This window comes from Saccharopolyspora sp. ASAGF58 (genome assembly GCF_012277335.1).
Lineage (GTDB): Bacteria > Actinomycetota > Actinomycetes > Mycobacteriales > Pseudonocardiaceae > Saccharopolyspora > Saccharopolyspora hattusasensis.
Genome location: NZ_CP040605.1, coordinates 619,300 through 633,486, shown reverse-complemented (window position 1 = coordinate 633,486; position 14,187 = coordinate 619,300). Strand labels below are relative to the sequence as shown.

Annotated in this window: 17 protein-coding genes; 13 read left to right on the top strand and 4 right to left on the bottom strand. The window is 67.5% G+C overall.

Annotated elements, in window-relative coordinates:
* Window positions 1-67: 67 nt before the first annotated feature.
* Window positions 68-1,255: a hypothetical protein gene (locus FDZ84_RS02645; protein WP_168584555.1), complete on the bottom strand. Its 1,188-nt coding sequence runs from the start codon at window positions 1,253-1,255 to the stop codon at window positions 68-70.
* A 251-nt stretch (window positions 1,256-1,506) separates the two neighbouring features.
* Window positions 1,507-1,722 (bottom strand): hypothetical protein, encoded by a 216-nt coding sequence (locus FDZ84_RS02640; RefSeq protein WP_168584554.1) that lies wholly within the window; start codon window positions 1,720-1,722, stop codon window positions 1,507-1,509.
* Window positions 1,723-1,884: 162 nt separating this feature from the next.
* Here FDZ84_RS02640 and FDZ84_RS02635 point away from each other — a divergent pair, with 162 nt between their 5' ends.
* From FDZ84_RS02635 to FDZ84_RS02575, 13 genes are all read left to right on the top strand, one after another.
* Window positions 1,885-2,733: a helix-turn-helix transcriptional regulator gene (locus tag FDZ84_RS02635; RefSeq protein WP_246868747.1), complete on the top strand. Its 849-nt coding sequence runs from the start codon at window positions 1,885-1,887 to the stop codon at window positions 2,731-2,733.
* Window positions 2,730-2,954 (top strand): DUF397 domain-containing protein, encoded by a 225-nt coding sequence (locus tag FDZ84_RS02630; protein WP_168584552.1) that lies wholly within the window; start codon window positions 2,730-2,732, stop codon window positions 2,952-2,954. The genes FDZ84_RS02635 and FDZ84_RS02630 overlap by 4 nt, the downstream gene beginning before the upstream one ends.
* Before the next feature lie 177 nt (window positions 2,955-3,131).
* Window positions 3,132-3,530 carry a hypothetical protein gene (locus FDZ84_RS02625; RefSeq protein WP_168584551.1) on the top strand — a complete coding sequence of 133 codons (399 nt, stop codon included), beginning with the start codon at window positions 3,132-3,134 and terminating at the stop codon, window positions 3,528-3,530.
* 19 nt (window positions 3,531-3,549) lie between these two features.
* Window positions 3,550-4,116: a DUF3558 domain-containing protein gene (locus FDZ84_RS02620; RefSeq protein ID WP_168584550.1), complete on the top strand. Its 567-nt coding sequence runs from the start codon at window positions 3,550-3,552 to the stop codon at window positions 4,114-4,116.
* Between the two features lie 11 nt (window positions 4,117-4,127).
* Window positions 4,128-5,357, top strand: coding sequence for a PPE domain-containing protein (locus FDZ84_RS02615; RefSeq protein WP_168584549.1), 1,230 nt, complete (start codon window positions 4,128-4,130; stop codon window positions 5,355-5,357).
* 76 nt (window positions 5,358-5,433) lie between these two features.
* Complete coding sequence (locus FDZ84_RS02610; protein WP_168584548.1) at window positions 5,434-6,210, top strand: ESX secretion-associated protein EspG; 777 nt, start codon at window positions 5,434-5,436, stop codon at window positions 6,208-6,210.
* Window positions 6,211-6,268: 58 nt separating this feature from the next.
* Window positions 6,269-7,291 (top strand): ABC transporter permease, encoded by a 1,023-nt coding sequence (locus FDZ84_RS02605; RefSeq protein WP_168584547.1) that lies wholly within the window; start codon window positions 6,269-6,271, stop codon window positions 7,289-7,291.
* 355 nt (window positions 7,292-7,646) lie between these two features.
* Window positions 7,647-7,964 carry an integration host factor, actinobacterial type gene (mihF, locus tag FDZ84_RS02600; RefSeq protein ID WP_168589747.1) on the top strand — a complete coding sequence of 106 codons (318 nt, stop codon included), beginning with the start codon at window positions 7,647-7,649 and terminating at the stop codon, window positions 7,962-7,964.
* Window positions 7,961-8,563: a guanylate kinase gene (gene gmk, locus FDZ84_RS02595; RefSeq protein ID WP_168584546.1), complete on the top strand. Its 603-nt coding sequence runs from the start codon at window positions 7,961-7,963 to the stop codon at window positions 8,561-8,563. The genes mihF and gmk overlap by 4 nt, the downstream gene beginning before the upstream one ends.
* Window positions 8,564-8,643: 80 nt before the next feature.
* Window positions 8,644-8,937: a DNA-directed RNA polymerase subunit omega gene (rpoZ, locus tag FDZ84_RS02590; protein WP_168584545.1), complete on the top strand. Its 294-nt coding sequence runs from the start codon at window positions 8,644-8,646 to the stop codon at window positions 8,935-8,937.
* Window positions 8,934-10,184 carry a bifunctional phosphopantothenoylcysteine decarboxylase/phosphopantothenate--cysteine ligase CoaBC gene (gene coaBC, locus FDZ84_RS02585; protein ID WP_210435400.1) on the top strand — a complete coding sequence of 417 codons (1,251 nt, stop codon included), beginning with the start codon at window positions 8,934-8,936 and terminating at the stop codon, window positions 10,182-10,184. Before rpoZ ends, coaBC begins: the two co-directional genes overlap by 4 nt.
* Before the next feature lie 81 nt (window positions 10,185-10,265).
* Window positions 10,266-11,465: a methionine adenosyltransferase gene (metK, locus tag FDZ84_RS02580; RefSeq protein ID WP_168589745.1), complete on the top strand. Its 1,200-nt coding sequence runs from the start codon at window positions 10,266-10,268 to the stop codon at window positions 11,463-11,465.
* A 223-nt stretch (window positions 11,466-11,688) separates the two neighbouring features.
* Window positions 11,689-12,387 carry a TIGR02206 family membrane protein gene (locus FDZ84_RS02575; RefSeq protein ID WP_168584544.1) on the top strand — a complete coding sequence of 233 codons (699 nt, stop codon included), beginning with the start codon at window positions 11,689-11,691 and terminating at the stop codon, window positions 12,385-12,387.
* Between the two features lie 24 nt (window positions 12,388-12,411).
* On the opposite strand, the gene FDZ84_RS02570 is transcribed toward FDZ84_RS02575, so the two are convergent.
* Window positions 12,412-12,870 carry a tRNA (cytidine(34)-2'-O)-methyltransferase gene (locus FDZ84_RS02570; protein WP_168584543.1) on the bottom strand — a complete coding sequence of 153 codons (459 nt, stop codon included), beginning with the start codon at window positions 12,868-12,870 and terminating at the stop codon, window positions 12,412-12,414.
* Window positions 12,871-13,075: 205 nt separating this feature from the next.
* The gene (locus FDZ84_RS02565) at window positions 13,076-13,597 is read right to left on the bottom strand and encodes a LacI family DNA-binding transcriptional regulator (RefSeq protein ID WP_246868746.1); all 522 of its coding nucleotides are present in this window, start codon (window positions 13,595-13,597) and stop codon (window positions 13,076-13,078) included.
* Between the last annotated feature and the right edge of the window lie 590 nt (window positions 13,598-14,187).

Genomic DNA, 14,187 nt, shown 5'->3' with positions numbered 1-14,187 from the left:
CACGAGCGGAGCGAATGGATCGTGAGTGACGATGCCGGTTCTTACCGGAACGAGCACTCACGAGGGGTCAGGAACGCAGGCTTTCGGCGATCTGCTCCGCCATCGGTGCGAGGCGCTGGGTCTCCTGCTGGGGATCGTCGACCCCACCGCGCGCGCTGAGCGTGGCGGTGGTTCGGCCGACCTTGAAGTGCAGGGTGTAGGCTTTCTTACCGACTTCCTTGATGCATACCGGGCCGTCGCCGATTCGCAAGCTCACCGGGATCGGCTTGATTCCCAGGACTGTGTCACGGCATTCGGCCTGCTGTCGCGTTTCGGCGCCGCGTTCGTCCTGCCAGTAGCTGGTTCCGAGCTTCGATTCGACGTAGTCAGGCGCGAGCCGCCCCTCATCCACGAGCGAGTGCCGAGTGCAGGAAGCGTCGATCCGGAACGCGACCGATCCGTCGAACTCGTACATGATCGAATCGCCGACCTGAAACACCGCCACCGCATGCGGTGCGGCGGGCTTGTGGAACGCCGCTTCCAACGCGCTCGGCGGGAACGCGTCGCATGGGTTCTTGGCTCCCTCGTAGCCGCTGTTGTAGCTGGGCAGCCGATGCGGCGCCGGTCCCGCGAGCGTACGACTCACCAGGGGGCCGCGTAGCGCCTCGGCGATGGCACGTCCGTCCCAGCCGGAGATGTCGCCAGTCGGGTCGTGGACTTGCGCCTCCACAATCAGATGCGGGCGGGATATTGTCGTGACCCACTGCTCGACCCTGTCATCGCGGTAGGTGATGACGTCGAACTTGCGGTCAGTGCTGATCGGGCCGTCCTCGGGATCTGGGCGGTTGGCCTCCATCTGCCTGTCGTCGGAGAAAGGAGGCTGATACATGTCCACCGAGACGCGCGCTCCGTTCGGGACCCCATAGGTGCAGCTGCTGGAGCGTGCCAGCGCGTCCTGCTTGACAATCGCCGGTGCGGGCACGTCTCCGTCGAAGTATTGGTGTATGACCACCAGCTCCGGTGTGATGGCGAGCCCGAGCTTCGGCAGTGCCTCCAGCGGAAGAATTTCGCAGGCGTCGTACAGCACAGTGCCGCCGTAGGTATGCGGCGTACCTTGTCCCGGTGATTGGTCGAAGACGGCGATCCTGTCTGGCCGCTTCGGTTGTTGCTGCGAGTCTTGCTGGCTGTTCGCCTCGCGGCTGGGCTCAGCGGGCGTGGGGTAGACACCGTTGGCGGCCAGGTAGCCGATACGGAGCCCAACGCCGACCACCAGCACCGCAACGACGGCAAGGACGATGTACGGCCATTTCCGCCGCTTCCGGGATGCTGGTGGCACCTGGCCCTGCTGTGGCGGGCCGTACCAGCCCGAAGGCTGATGAGGTCCCCATTGCGGATTTACTCCGGGTTGGGTCGGCACAGCATCTTCCCCCGTCTTGTGTGCCCATGATCGGCGGCAGTATAAGGACCGCGAATCGGGCACTGGATGTGTTTGTACAAAGTGCTAGCGGCATGTGCTCACGTCGGAGTTCATTCCTGGCTGCAAAGGGCTTCGACGACGTCTCGGGCGTCGGCGGTGAAGGCCTGGTCGAGGAAGTAGAGCTTGTCGGCGAGGTCGGTCAGCTGTCGCCGCGCGACTACGACTTCGACGCCGTCCTGGTTGATCGAGACTTCGTCGCGGACGAGCATCCTGACGATGACCTCGGCGCGTCGGTCGTCGGCCGGAATGTTCCAGCTGGCGCACATGTTTCTGCCCTCCCGGAGCGGAATTTCGCTTGCGACAACACTTTCCGGGGTCCCCATTCGGGCACGCAAACATACTTTCGAGTGACTTGGGTTACGTGCCCCGCTGGCAACTGGTGATGGTGATCAGGGGAGTTCAGATCGATTCCGAAAGCGGGAGGGCAGATGAACGGACGAGTCGGGGTCCCGGTCAGGGTCCGAAGGGTGTCCAGCGAGCTCCGCGAGCTGAGGCTGCGAAGCGGCCTGGGAGCGGAAGAAGTCGCTGGGGCACTTGGGTTTTCGATGAGCAAGCTGAGCAGGATCGAGAACGGCCAGCGGGGACTCTACGCCGACGATGTGTCGGCGCTGCTAGGCCTGTACCGGGTACCGGCAGAGCGCCGCGAAGAGCTGCTGAAGATCGTTCGAACGGCGTCAAGCCCGAACTGGTGGCAAGTACACGGTAGTCGCTTGCCAGTTCTGGACGACTTGGTCCGCTTCGAGAATGAAGCCATGGCCTTCCGCAACTACGAGACGATGGTGATTCCAGGTCTGCTCCAGACCTCCGAATACACGGTGGCCATGTGCGAGGGCTCGGGCCGTGATCTCACCCCAGCAGAGGTTGACAGTTTCGTAGGCGAGCGGATGGCTCGCCAGACCCGCCTGCATGCTGCCAGAGCCAGGCAGTTCGAGTTCTTGGTCGAGCAGGGTGCGCTTGAGCGCCTCGTTGGTGGTGCTGGGGTCATGTATCGGCAGCTCAAGCAGTTGAACATCACGTCCAGTCGGGACAACGTGACCCTGCAGGTCTTGCCGTCGTCGCTGGGAGCGCACCCGGGTGTGGATGGACCGATTCTTCTTCTGGAGTTCAAGAACCACGAGGACCTTGTTCTCCTCGAAAACCGTGGCTGCACTTCGTATCTTGAGGAAGTTCAGCACGTCGTCGCGGCGAGAGCAGCCATTGAGCGGTTGCGCGAGATGGCGTTGACCCCCGAGGATTCGGCACAGCTCATCGCCTCTCTCGCTGATCGATTGACATGACTGGCAAGGAGCGGACAGTGGACTCTCTTGATCTTTCCGGGCTTCGATGGCGGAAGAGCACGCGAAGTTCGAGCTACGTCAACTGCGTCGAGGTCGCCTTCGCCGGACCCGTTGTGGCTGCCAGGGACTCGAAGGACCCCGCCGGAGGTGCGCTGCTTTTCGGTGCTGCGACCTGGTCTTCCTTCGTCGATGGCCTCCGTGCGGGGCGGTTCGATGCATAGACGGCCTTGATCCGAAACCCCTCGGCGGCATCCGGGTGAGAATTCACCCGGATGCCGCAGTCTGTCTTCATCAACTCTTGCCTGCATAGCCGCTCGCGTGCGCTAACGTTTGCCACGCTGGCAAGTGGATGACCGTCGCCCTCGTCGCGACGGCACGCGGACGAGGGGAGTTCAGCGGTGGCAGTGGGGGATGGCGGCTTCTGGGGTCAGATTGGCCAAGCTGTCGACCGCATGGCGGACAACGTTGTGTTGGCCGCTGCGCAGAACGCAGGCGGTGCGATGCGCATCGACCCCGACCAGGTCGACGCTGTGGCAAATTTCTTCCAAGACGAAGCGGAGAATATGCAGAACCGTGCCGACAAGGTTCAGAAGCTTTCCGTGTTGAAACCGGCGGGCAAAGACCCGGTCAGTCAAGAGGCGACGAAGGTATACCGTCAGGTTGGCGCCGGTGATGGCCAAGCCTATATGGAAAATTACCTGAAGTTGGCAGATGTCTTTCATGAGACGGCTAAGAACTTGCGGGCGAGCGCCAAGCAGACCCGAACCGATGATCAAAACGCCGCCGAAAGCCTCTGAGTCTCTGAGGAGCGTAAACGTGCGAAAGAGCCTTGCTGCGGGCGCAGTCCTTGCCAGCCTGTTTCTTGCTGGTTGCAGTGCTGGCGGTGGTTCGACGCCGCCCAGCACCGGGGACGCAACGGCGACGCAAGCAACGGAGTCGAGCAAGCCGGCCTCTGCCCGAACTGCTCCTGCGAAGTCGCTTGACGTTACCGACAGTTGTTCCCTCGTCACTGAGCAGCAAGCAAAGGCTCTCGGTGTTGACCAGCCTCTGAAAGTGCGTGACGAGGATGGCCTGGTTGGTTGTGATTACCAGAGGGGCGAGGCTGGCGCGCTCGGCTGGGGGGCGCATGTCGCAATCGGTAAGACCACCTTCAGCTATGAGGTGGATTCGCGCGACGAAGCGACGAAGATGACAGATATCGAAGGCTATCCGCTTGCGGAGTACGACTCGGGGTTGGGCTGCGTGTTGTTCGCGGATGTGTCCGACAGCGGCCATCTGATGGTGAACATCCTGCGTACGAGCCCGGATGACCCGGGGATCGACATGTGCCAGCAGGCGGAGAAGTTCGCCGAGGCTGCGATTAAGAATTTTCCTAATGCGTGAGGGGGCAGGGGATGACTGGTACCAGGCAGATAGAACCCTCGGACTTTGAAGGCGCGTCGCTCGATCAGATGCGCAAGTGGGTTAGCGAAGGCGCTGGGTCTGACCCGCTGTTCGATCAGTCCGAAAAGTGGAGAGCGGAGGATCAGTACCTCCGGGACCTCAAGGTTCGAGTCGAGGACAAATTGAAGGCCGTTGGTGCGGTCATGCAGTCTGAGTCCGGCGAGGCGATGCAGAACCAGGCCATGCCGGTCGTGCTCTGGACTGAGGTCACTGCGGACAGTGCCATGGTGCAGTCACAGCAGTTGGCCTCCCAGGGTGATGCCTTCAGCAGGGTGCAGACGTCGATCCCTGGTAAGGGCGAGGAGCAGGAAGTTCCTGACGACTCTTGGTTCGAAGAGGGCTGGGATAAGTTCTGGACCGGCTCGACCGACGCCGAGGACGCCAAGGCGCATAACGAGAAGCTGCGCCAAGAGGCTGTGCAGGCGTTCCAGAACTACGACAGCGCATCCCAGAGCACCGTCGCCGCGAGCGCTGTGTTCACGCCGCCGCCGGACGGGGGCATGAACGTCGCCGTCACCGGGTCGCAGCATCCGCACGTTGGGAGCGTTCCGCAGGTTTTGCCGCGTAGCACCTCGAGCCAGTCGGCGTTTCCGGTGGTGGCGGACAGGATGGGGCCGCCGGGGCCGGGCACCGGTACGACCACCGGCCCCGCGAACACCAGCAGCAGCGGGTACGTCAGCAACACGAATCCCGTGTGGCAGCGGCCGGACACGTCCCGGACTCCCGGTCCGCAGCCGCGCGTTCCGGTCGGCGATGGTGGTCGGAGCTACCCCGGCGGGCCTGGTGGCCCGGGCGTGCCTGGTGGTCCCGGTGGTCGGCCAGGGCTCGGCGGCGGTGGCGGCGGTGCCGGCGGCCGCGGTGGCGGCGCCGGTGGTGTTGGGGGCCGGGGTGGTCTCGGTGCCGGTGGTCGTGGGGCCGGCGGTCCCGGTGCCGGTGGCCGGGCCGGGATCGGTGGTCCCGGTAGCGGCGCTCCCGGGTCCGGTCCGGGTGGCGCTGGTGGTGCCGGTGGTCGCGGCGGTGCCGCGGGGGCCGGTGCGGCCGGTGCTCGCCCGCAGGGCAAGCAGGGCGAGGAGGACCAGGAGCACGAGATCCCCGACTACCTCAAGGGCGACCACGGCTTCTTCGACGACGAATTGCCGAAGGTCGCGCCGCCCGTCTTCGGTGAGTGGGACCAGAACTAAGCAGTAGGCGACAACAGAAAACGCCGTGGGCGGCACCGGTTCGGTGCCGCCCACGTACTGGCCTGGGGAGAAACCGGTGAAATTCGAGCTGTCCAAGCAGGCGTTCTACGAGGCGTGGAGGCACTTCAAGCTGGGGACCAAGCCGTTGGTGCTGAACGTGCTCCCGGAAGGCATCTTGCAGTCCGAACGCCGCGAGGCGCAACGGCGGGCGTGGGAGGAGCTGCGCGCGCTCGGGTTCGGCAACGAGATGCGGGAAGACGACATTTACGGCGTTTTTCTGCCGCTGCAGCGCTACGAGCGGGCCTTCGACGTCACCTTCAACGACCGCAAGCCCGACGGTGCGAAGCGGGAGCTTTCCGGGCTCGTCGCCAACGTCCGGAATAACGCGACGCTGGCGGTGCAGGCCGAGCAGAGTGTCCGGCTGCAGGCCCTGCCCGCCGACGCCATGGTCCGGGCCGCGCTCAGCGTGCTGCCCGACGACGTCAAGGCCGGGCCCGGGCGGGCCGTGTCGCTGCGCAGCGAGGCGATGGGGCAGGCCGCCAAGGCTGCCGGGAAGTCCGACCGCGCGATGGCGGAAGGCCTTGCGCGGCAGGGGATCCGGCGCGACGACGCGCGGACGCTGGTGGAGATGGCAGGGGGCGAGCGAATCGCGTGGGTCCAGTACGGTGCGTCCGTCATGGACGGCCAGGGCAAGCGGCACCGGGCCCCGATGGTCACCAACTTCTTCGCCACGGTCAAGGGCTGGTATCTCATCGAGAACAGCCGCCGCAGCGCGGAAGCCTGGACGACGGTCGCCCCGGTCGACAAGCAGCGCATGGCCACCCGGGTCCAGGACCTCATGAAAACCATCTGACCTGGGGAGTCCGTCACCTCACGAACCCGCCGACCACGGGAGTCCGGTCGGTGCGCGAATGACCACTTACAGTCGTCGCATGGCGTCCGCTGAGGTGCAGCGCGGGTGGTGGCGGGCCTTCCGGGAGTCGCCGTTGCTCCCGGCGACCGTTCTCGTGCTCATCGTCGCCGCGGCCGCTGCGCTGTTCGCCGGCTCCTACACCTTCGCGATGGCCAATCCGACGCCGCACAGCGTCCCGCTGGCAGTCGTCGGCACCCGGCACGATCCCGCGCTCGTCGCCGAGATGGAGCAGGCCGCGGGCACCGCCTTCGAGCTCCACCAGTCCAACTACGACGAGGCGCTGCAGGCCGTAGCTGAGCAGCGGGTGTTCGGCGTGCTCGATCTGCGTGGTGACCTGTTCCGGCTCGATGTGGCCAGTGCTTCGGGTGCGTCCGTCGCGCAGCTCCTTGAGCAGGTGGGGCAGAAGGCCGGGGCGAGCCTCGGCATGGCGGTCGTCGTCACCGACCTCAAGCCGTTGCAGCGCGGCGACCCGCGCGGGCTCGCGCTGTTCTACGTGACGCTGGCGGCGATCGTCATCGGTTTCGTCGGCGCCATCCAGCTCAACGTGCACGCCAAGGCGCTCAAGCCCGCCGAGCGGATCGGGTTCACGGTCGCCTACTCGCTGCTCGGCGGCTTCGCCATCATCGCCGTGGTGGACTGGCTGCTGGGCGCGGTCCGCTTCCCGGTCGTCGAGGCCTGGCTGATCCTGGCGCTGACCATGTTCACCTCCGGGATGGTCTTCACGATGTTCAACACGCTGCTGGGCCGGTGGGCGATGGTCCCGACCTGGGGGCTGATGGTGCTGCTCGGCAACCCCTCGTCCGGCGGCGCGGTGTCCTGGCCGCTGCTGCCATCACCGCTGGGCCTGATCGGCGCCTGGCTGCCGCCCGGGGCGTCGGTGAACGCGATGCACACCGCCGTCTACTTCGGCGGCTACCAGCACGTCTTCCCGTTCCTGGTGCTGGGCGCGTGGGCGCTGGCGTCCTGCGTCGTCTTCTGGATCTGGCGCGACCGCCACCCCGGCGGCCGACAGGCCGCCTGAGCGTTACGGAACTTCCGCGTAGCGGAATTGTCAGAGTTCTTGATCACTTCCCGGATGAGGGGCATTTCACCCCGGTTTGACCTGCGAGGACGCCCCCGGCGTGGCTCAACTGTGCGGAAATCGGACACATTCGAAGAGTTTTGGCCGAGATTAGTGCACTTCAGCGGCTTTGTTGGTAGTACTTGCAGCGGCCCCATGCTCGTGCGTGCCTCGTACGAGCGGCGCTAGGCGGGCCTGGGCGGCGAGCCGGATGAATCCTGCTCACGAAAACGGGGACCCAAGTGGAACCCGGCGGAGCGGACTCGGTACCGTCGCCCGCACCGATCAAGAGAAACCCCACATCACGGAGGACATGGTGGCCCTTCCCCAGCTGACCGAGGAGCAGCGGGCAGCAGCTCTGGAAAAGGCGGCTGCCGCCCGTCGCGCCCGAGCTGAGCTCAAGGAGCGCCTCAAGCGAGGCGGAACCACGCTGGCGGAGGTCCTGGAGACCGCCGACAACGACGAGGTCTTGGGCAAGATGAAGGTCTCCGCCCTTCTCGAAGCCCTTCCCGGTGTCGGCAAGGTCCGCGCCGCGCAGATCATGGAGCGGCTGGAGATCGCCAACAGCCGTCGGCTGCGCGGGCTGGGCGAGCGGCAGCGCAAGGCGCTGCTCTCCGAGTTCAGCGGCGAGTGATCGACGCACAAACCGGCGCTGAGCCGAGGACCGTCCGTCAGGGCGAGCCTCGGCTCACCGTCGTTTCCGGGCCCTCCGGCGTCGGCAAGTCCAGCGTGCTCAGCGAGGTGCGCAGGCAGGCCCCGGAGATCTACTTCAGCGTTTCCGCGACCACCCGAGTGCCCCGCGCCGGCGAGGTCGACGGCGAGCACTACCACTTCGTCTCCACCGCGGAGTTCGAGCGGATGATCGCCGCCGGCGAGATGCTCGAACACGCCCGCTACGCGGGCAACCTCTACGGCACCCCGCGCAAGCCGGTCGAGGAGGCCCTGGCGGCCGGCCGGCCGGCCGTGCTGGAGATCGAGCTCCAGGGCGCCCGCCAGGTGCGGCAGGCGATGCCGGAGGCGCAGCTGGTGATGCTGCTGCCGCCGTCCTGGGAGGTGCTGGTGGACCGGCTCACCGGTCGCGGCACCGAGCCCGCCGAGGTGGTCGAGCGGCGGTTGGTGACCGCGCGCGAGGAGCTGGCGGCCGAATCGGAGTTCGACGCGACGGTCGTCAACGCCGATGTGCAGGCAGCGACCAGCGAATTGCTACGATTGATTCTTGGCCGCGAGCAGTGACCGCGCCTTTCGCGCTGAGCTAGCGCCGACCGCGCCACTGCCGCCCCAGCAGACATCCACGAGGAGCAGGAGCCACTCACGTGAGCACCCCTAGCGCGCTGGCTGCGCTCAACAGCAGCCCGTCGACCAACACCGTCGAGGGCATCACCTACCCGCCGATCGACGACCTGCTGGAGCAGGTCAGCTCCAAGTACGCCCTGGCGATCTACGCCGCGAAGCGGGCGCGGCAGATCAACGACTACTACGCGCAGCTCGGCGAGGGCCTGCTGGAGTACGTCGGGCCGCTGGTAGAGCCGGGTCCGCGGGAGAAGCCGCTGTCGATCGCGCTCCGCGAGATCCACGCGGGCGTGCTCGAGCACACCGAAGGCGAGTGACGACCGAACACACCGAGGGCCGCCCGCGGGTGGTCCTCGGCGTCAGCGGTGGCATCGCCGCCTACAAGGCGTGCGAGGTTCTGCGGCGGCTGACCGAGTCCGGGCACAGCGTCCGGGTGATCCCGACCGAGGCCGCGCTGCGGTTCGTCGGCGCGGCGACGTTCGAGGCGCTGTCCGGGCATCCGGTGGAGACCGGCGTGTTCGCCGACGTCGAAGAGGTCCCGCACGTGCGGCTCGGGCAGCAGGCCGACCTGGTCGTCGTCGCGCCCGCCACCGCTGACCTGCTGGCCCGTGCCGCGCACGGGCAGGCGAACGACCTGCTCACCTCGACGCTGCTGACCGCGCGCTGCCCGGTGCTGATGGTGCCGGCGATGCACACCGAGATGTGGGAGCACCCGGCGACGCGGGACAACGTGGCGCTGCTGCGCAGCCGCGGCGTGGTGGTCGCCGAGCCCGACAGCGGGCGGCTGACCGGCGCGGACACCGGCAAGGGCCGGTTGCCCGACCCCGCCGAGATCGTCGACCTGGCCCGGCTGCTGCTGGCCGAACCGCGCGCGCTGCCGCGCGACCTCGAAGGCCGCCGCGTGGTGATCTCCGCCGGTGGCACGCGCGAGCCGCTGGACCCGGTGCGCTACCTCGGCAACCGCTCGTCCGGCCGCCAGGGCTACGCGCTGGCCCGGGTCGCCGCGCAGCGCGGCGCGGACGTCACGCTCGTCGCCGCGCACACCGCCGACCTGGTCGATCCGGCCGGGACCAGGGTGATCCGGGTGGGCACCGCCGAGGAACTGCGGTCGGTGATGCTGGCGGAGTCCGACGGCGCAGACGTCGTGGTGATGGCCGCGGCGGTCGCCGACTTCCGGCCGGTGTCGCAGGTCGGGCACAAGATCAAGAAGACCGGTCAGGACCCGGAACCGCTGGCGTTGACCAGGAACCCGGACATCCTCGCCGAGCTCGTCGAGGCGCGGAACGCGGGCAAGCCGGCCGCGTCGGTGATCGTCGGGTTCGCCGCCGAGACCGGGGATCCGGCCACCAGCGCCCTGGAGCACGGCCGGGCCAAGCTCGCCCGCAAGGGCTGCGACCTGCTGGTGGTCAACACCGTCGGCGACGGGCAGGCATTCGAGGTCGAGGACAACGCGGGCTGGCTGCTGGGCGGCGACGGCACCGAGGAGCCGATCCCGTTCGGCGCGAAGTCGCGGTTGGCGGCCACATTGTGGGATGCCGTGAACCGGCAGCTGCCCCGGCAGTAGGCTGACCTTGCACGCCGGGCCACCGCTGTGGGTCTTTCTACGCGAAGAAATCCAGGGAGAGTTGTGAGTCAGCAGTCGGACCTGCGCACCGGTCGCAGGTTGTTCACCAGTGAGTCCGTGACCGAAGGCCACCCGGACAAGATCTGCGACGCGATCAGCGACTCGATCCTGGACGCGTTGCTGGCTCAGGATCCGCGGTCGCGGGTAGCGGTCGAGACGCTCGTGACCACCGGTCAGGTGCACGTCGCGGGCGAAGTCACCACCGACGCCTACGTGGACATTCCGACGATCGTGCGGGAGAAGATCCTGGAGATCGGCTACGACTCCTCCGCGAAGGGCTTCGACGGCAACTCCTGCGGCGTGAACGTCGCCATCGGCTCGCAGTCGCCGGACATCGCCCAGGGCGTGGATGTCGCGCACGAGTCCCGCGTCGAGGGCGTGATCGACGAGATCGCCAAGCAGGGCGCCGGCGACCAGGGCCTGATGTTCGGTTACGCCTGCGACGACACGCCGGAGTTCATGCCGCTGCCGATCGCGCTGGCGCACCGCCTGTCGCGGCGGCTGACCAAGGTCCGCAAGGACGGCGTGCTGCCGTACCTGCGGCCGGACGGCAAAACCCAGGTGACCATCGAGTACGCGGGTGACCAGCCGGTGCGGTTGGACACCGTGGTGCTGTCGACGCAGCACGCCGCCGACATCGACCTGGAGTCGATGCTGGCCGTCGACATCCGCGAGAAGGTGGTCGGCCCCGAGGTGGCGAAGCTCGACCTCGACACCTCCGAGACCCGCCTGCTGGTGAACCCGACCGGCCGGTTCGTCGTCGGTGGCCCGATGGGCGACGCGGGCCTGACCGGCCGGAAGATCATCGTCGACACCTACGGCGGCATGGCCCGCCACGGCGGTGGCGCGTTCTCCGGCAAGGACCCGTCGAAGGTCGACCGTTCCGCCGCATACGCGACGCGGTGGGTGGCCAAGAACGCGGTCGCGGCGGGCCTGGCGAGCCGCATCGAGGTGCAGGTCGCCTACGCGATCGGCAAGGCCGCCCCGGTGGGCCTGTTCGTGGAGACCTTCGGCACCGAGAACGTCGATCCGGCGCGCATCCAGGCGGCGATCAACGAGGTCTTCGACCTGCGCCCGGCCGCGATCATCCGCGATCTCGACCTGCTGCGGCCGATCTACGCCCAGACCGCGGCCTACGGCCACTTCGGCCGCAACGATCTTGACCTGCCGTGGGAGCGCACGGACCGCGCCGAGGCCCTCAAGGCCGCCGCGAACGTCTGATCCTGCGCCGCATCGCCCGGAGGAGGCACCCCCGACACCCCGTCGGAGGTGCCTCTTCGCCGTCCAGGGGTTTCTGCAGTTTCATTGAACCGTTTCAATTGAAACCGTGGGAGATCCGCTGGTGGTGGTTGTGGACCGCAATTTCAATGGAAATCGGACCTTCGATTTCCATTGAAATTGCGGGGACCCCGGTGCCTACGCTTGGGGGGTGGGGCCGCCTCCGGTGGATCGTTTCGTTCCCTACGGCCCGTCGCACTGGGTGCTCATGGCGCTGATCGTCGTCGGGGCCGTCGTGCTCGTCGTGCTCGGGCGCCGGAACCGCGATCCGCGGACCGACGTGGTGTTCACGCGCACCTTTGCAGTGGTGGTCGCGGCGTTCGATGTGGCGATGCTGGTCTACCGGTTGCTACCGGCGCATTGGAACATCGGTGAATCGCTGCCGCTGCAGCTCTGCGACCTAGCCTGGTTCGTCGGTGCAGTCGCGTTGTGGACCCGTCGGCCGCTGGCCCACGCGCTCCTCTACTACTGGGGGCTGACGCTGACCCCGCAGGCGATGATCACGCCCGCGCTGGACGCCCCGGACTTCCCGTCGCCCGACTTCATCGAGTTCTGGGGCCAGCACCTGCTGGTCATCTGGGCTGCGGCCTACCTGACCTGGGGCGTCGGGTTGCGGCCGAACTGGCGCGGCTACTGGTTCGCCGCCGCGATGACCCTCGGCTGGGGCGCGGCGATGCTGGTCTTCAACTCCTGGGCGGGCACCAACTACGGCTTCGTCAGCCGGAAGCCGGACAACCCGTCCCTGCTGGACGTGATGGGCGGCTGGCCCTGGTACCTGGCGGTCGAGGTGGTCATCGCGCTGGTCGCGTGGGCTCTGCTGACCTGGCCGTGGACCAGGACCCCGCGCAAGGTCGTGAGTGCGTGAACCGGTTCTAGCCCGTTCACGCACTCACGAGGGCATCGCGAAGCCCTGCTGGCGCCACGCCTCGTAGACCGCGACCGCCGCCGAGTTGGCGAGGTTCATCGAGCGGATGCCGGGGAGCATCGGGATCCGCACCTGCAACGTCGCCTCTTCGAGCACGTCCTCGGGCAGCCCGGTGGATTCGGGCCCGAACAGCAGCACGTCGCCTGGCCGGTAGGACACCGTCTCGTAGGAGCGCTCGGTCTTCGAGGTGAACGCGATGACCCGCTGCGGGTTCAGCGCTCGCCAAACTGATTCGAGGTCGGCGTGCACGTGCAAGGCCGCACGGTCGTGGTAGTCGAGACCGGCCCGGCGCAGCTTCGAGTCCTCGACGGAGAAGCCGAGGGGTTCGATCAGGTGCAGCGCACAGCCGGAACCGGCCGCCATCCGGATCGCGTTGCCAGCGTTGCCCGGGATCTCGGGATGGTAGAAGACCACGTGAAACACCCGAAATCGTTTCACACCGCGTCCGGCAATGGCAGCCCGGGGAGGCCCCCGCCGGTGATGGGGGCCGGTCGGTCACACCAGCCCGCCGGCGCGGACGTTCAGCTTCCGCGTCGATCGCCTGTCGCCGTGCATTCCGACGGGGGCCGCGCTTCGCGCCCCGCGAGCCTCCGGAAGGCGGCTTCGCCGCGTAACTTTGCGCGGGTCGTCACGGCGGTGTTGTGGGCATATCGCGCGCGGGTGCGGGTGCATGCAGCAAGACGCCAATCGGTACGCCGCGGGCCTGCAGGCGCTTGGTCGTCGGGTCGTTCTCGTCGGGTTCGACGACGATTGCGCCGTCGATGTCCAGGGAGTCCAGCGGCGGGTCGGACTCCACCGGCGGGACCAGGACCAGCGCGAACCCGTGCAGCAGCGAGGTCTCGGCGGCGGACGCGGCGACCTCCATGAAGAAACCCAGCCGGGACGGGCCGCCAGCCACCGCGACGGGCATCGACGACACCAGGCCGATGGTCCGGGACTGGCCGTGGCGCAACCGTTGCGCGCGGAGGCTCGGGTGGTAGCCGAGCTCGGCGGCGACCTTCGCCACCCGCTCCCGCGTCCGCGGATCGACCTTGCCGATCCCGTTGAGTGCGTGGGATTCCGTCGTCCGGGACACCCCGGCCGCCCGTGCCACGTCGGCGATCGTCGGTCGCACCGCTCCCGGCATCACCATCTCCTCACGCTCGGACACCCGGCGGATCTTGCCCGACCGGGCCGATGTTTGGCCAGACCAGGCTGTTTCCATGCTCGTCCTGCGTGGGCGGTGCGGGTGGCCGCCCCCCCTGCGGGAATTACGGTCGCCGCCTGGACTGCGGGATCCCCGACTCATGAATGCAAATTCGCCACGCCGGGGACTTGCCTCGCCAAGAGCCCGGACGGGGTGGGCACAGCCTGAGAACCCGAGGCGGTGGCGATCTCGGCCAGGAAGGTCACTGGCCGCCGCACCGCCTCCGGAGCCGCGGAAGCTGCGGAACCTGTGGAAGCCGCGGAGCCTGCGGAAGCTGAAGAACACCGTGACCGCACGGTGGGGCACGGTGCCGCCGACGATGACCCGCCCGATCCGATGGGACCGCGTCGCCGGGTAGTACGACCAGATGATCAAATACGCTATCGCGATCCGTGTGGGCACCGCCTCCACCGAGACGATCGTGCGGCGGCTTTACCGGTCTCCGGCATCACCGGGAAACTAGCCCGTCGTAGGGTGATGGCCAACGGCGGCCACTGCGGCGCCCCTGGCGTGATCACGGCTTACGAGAAACGACTCGCAGGCCCAGTGGTCGG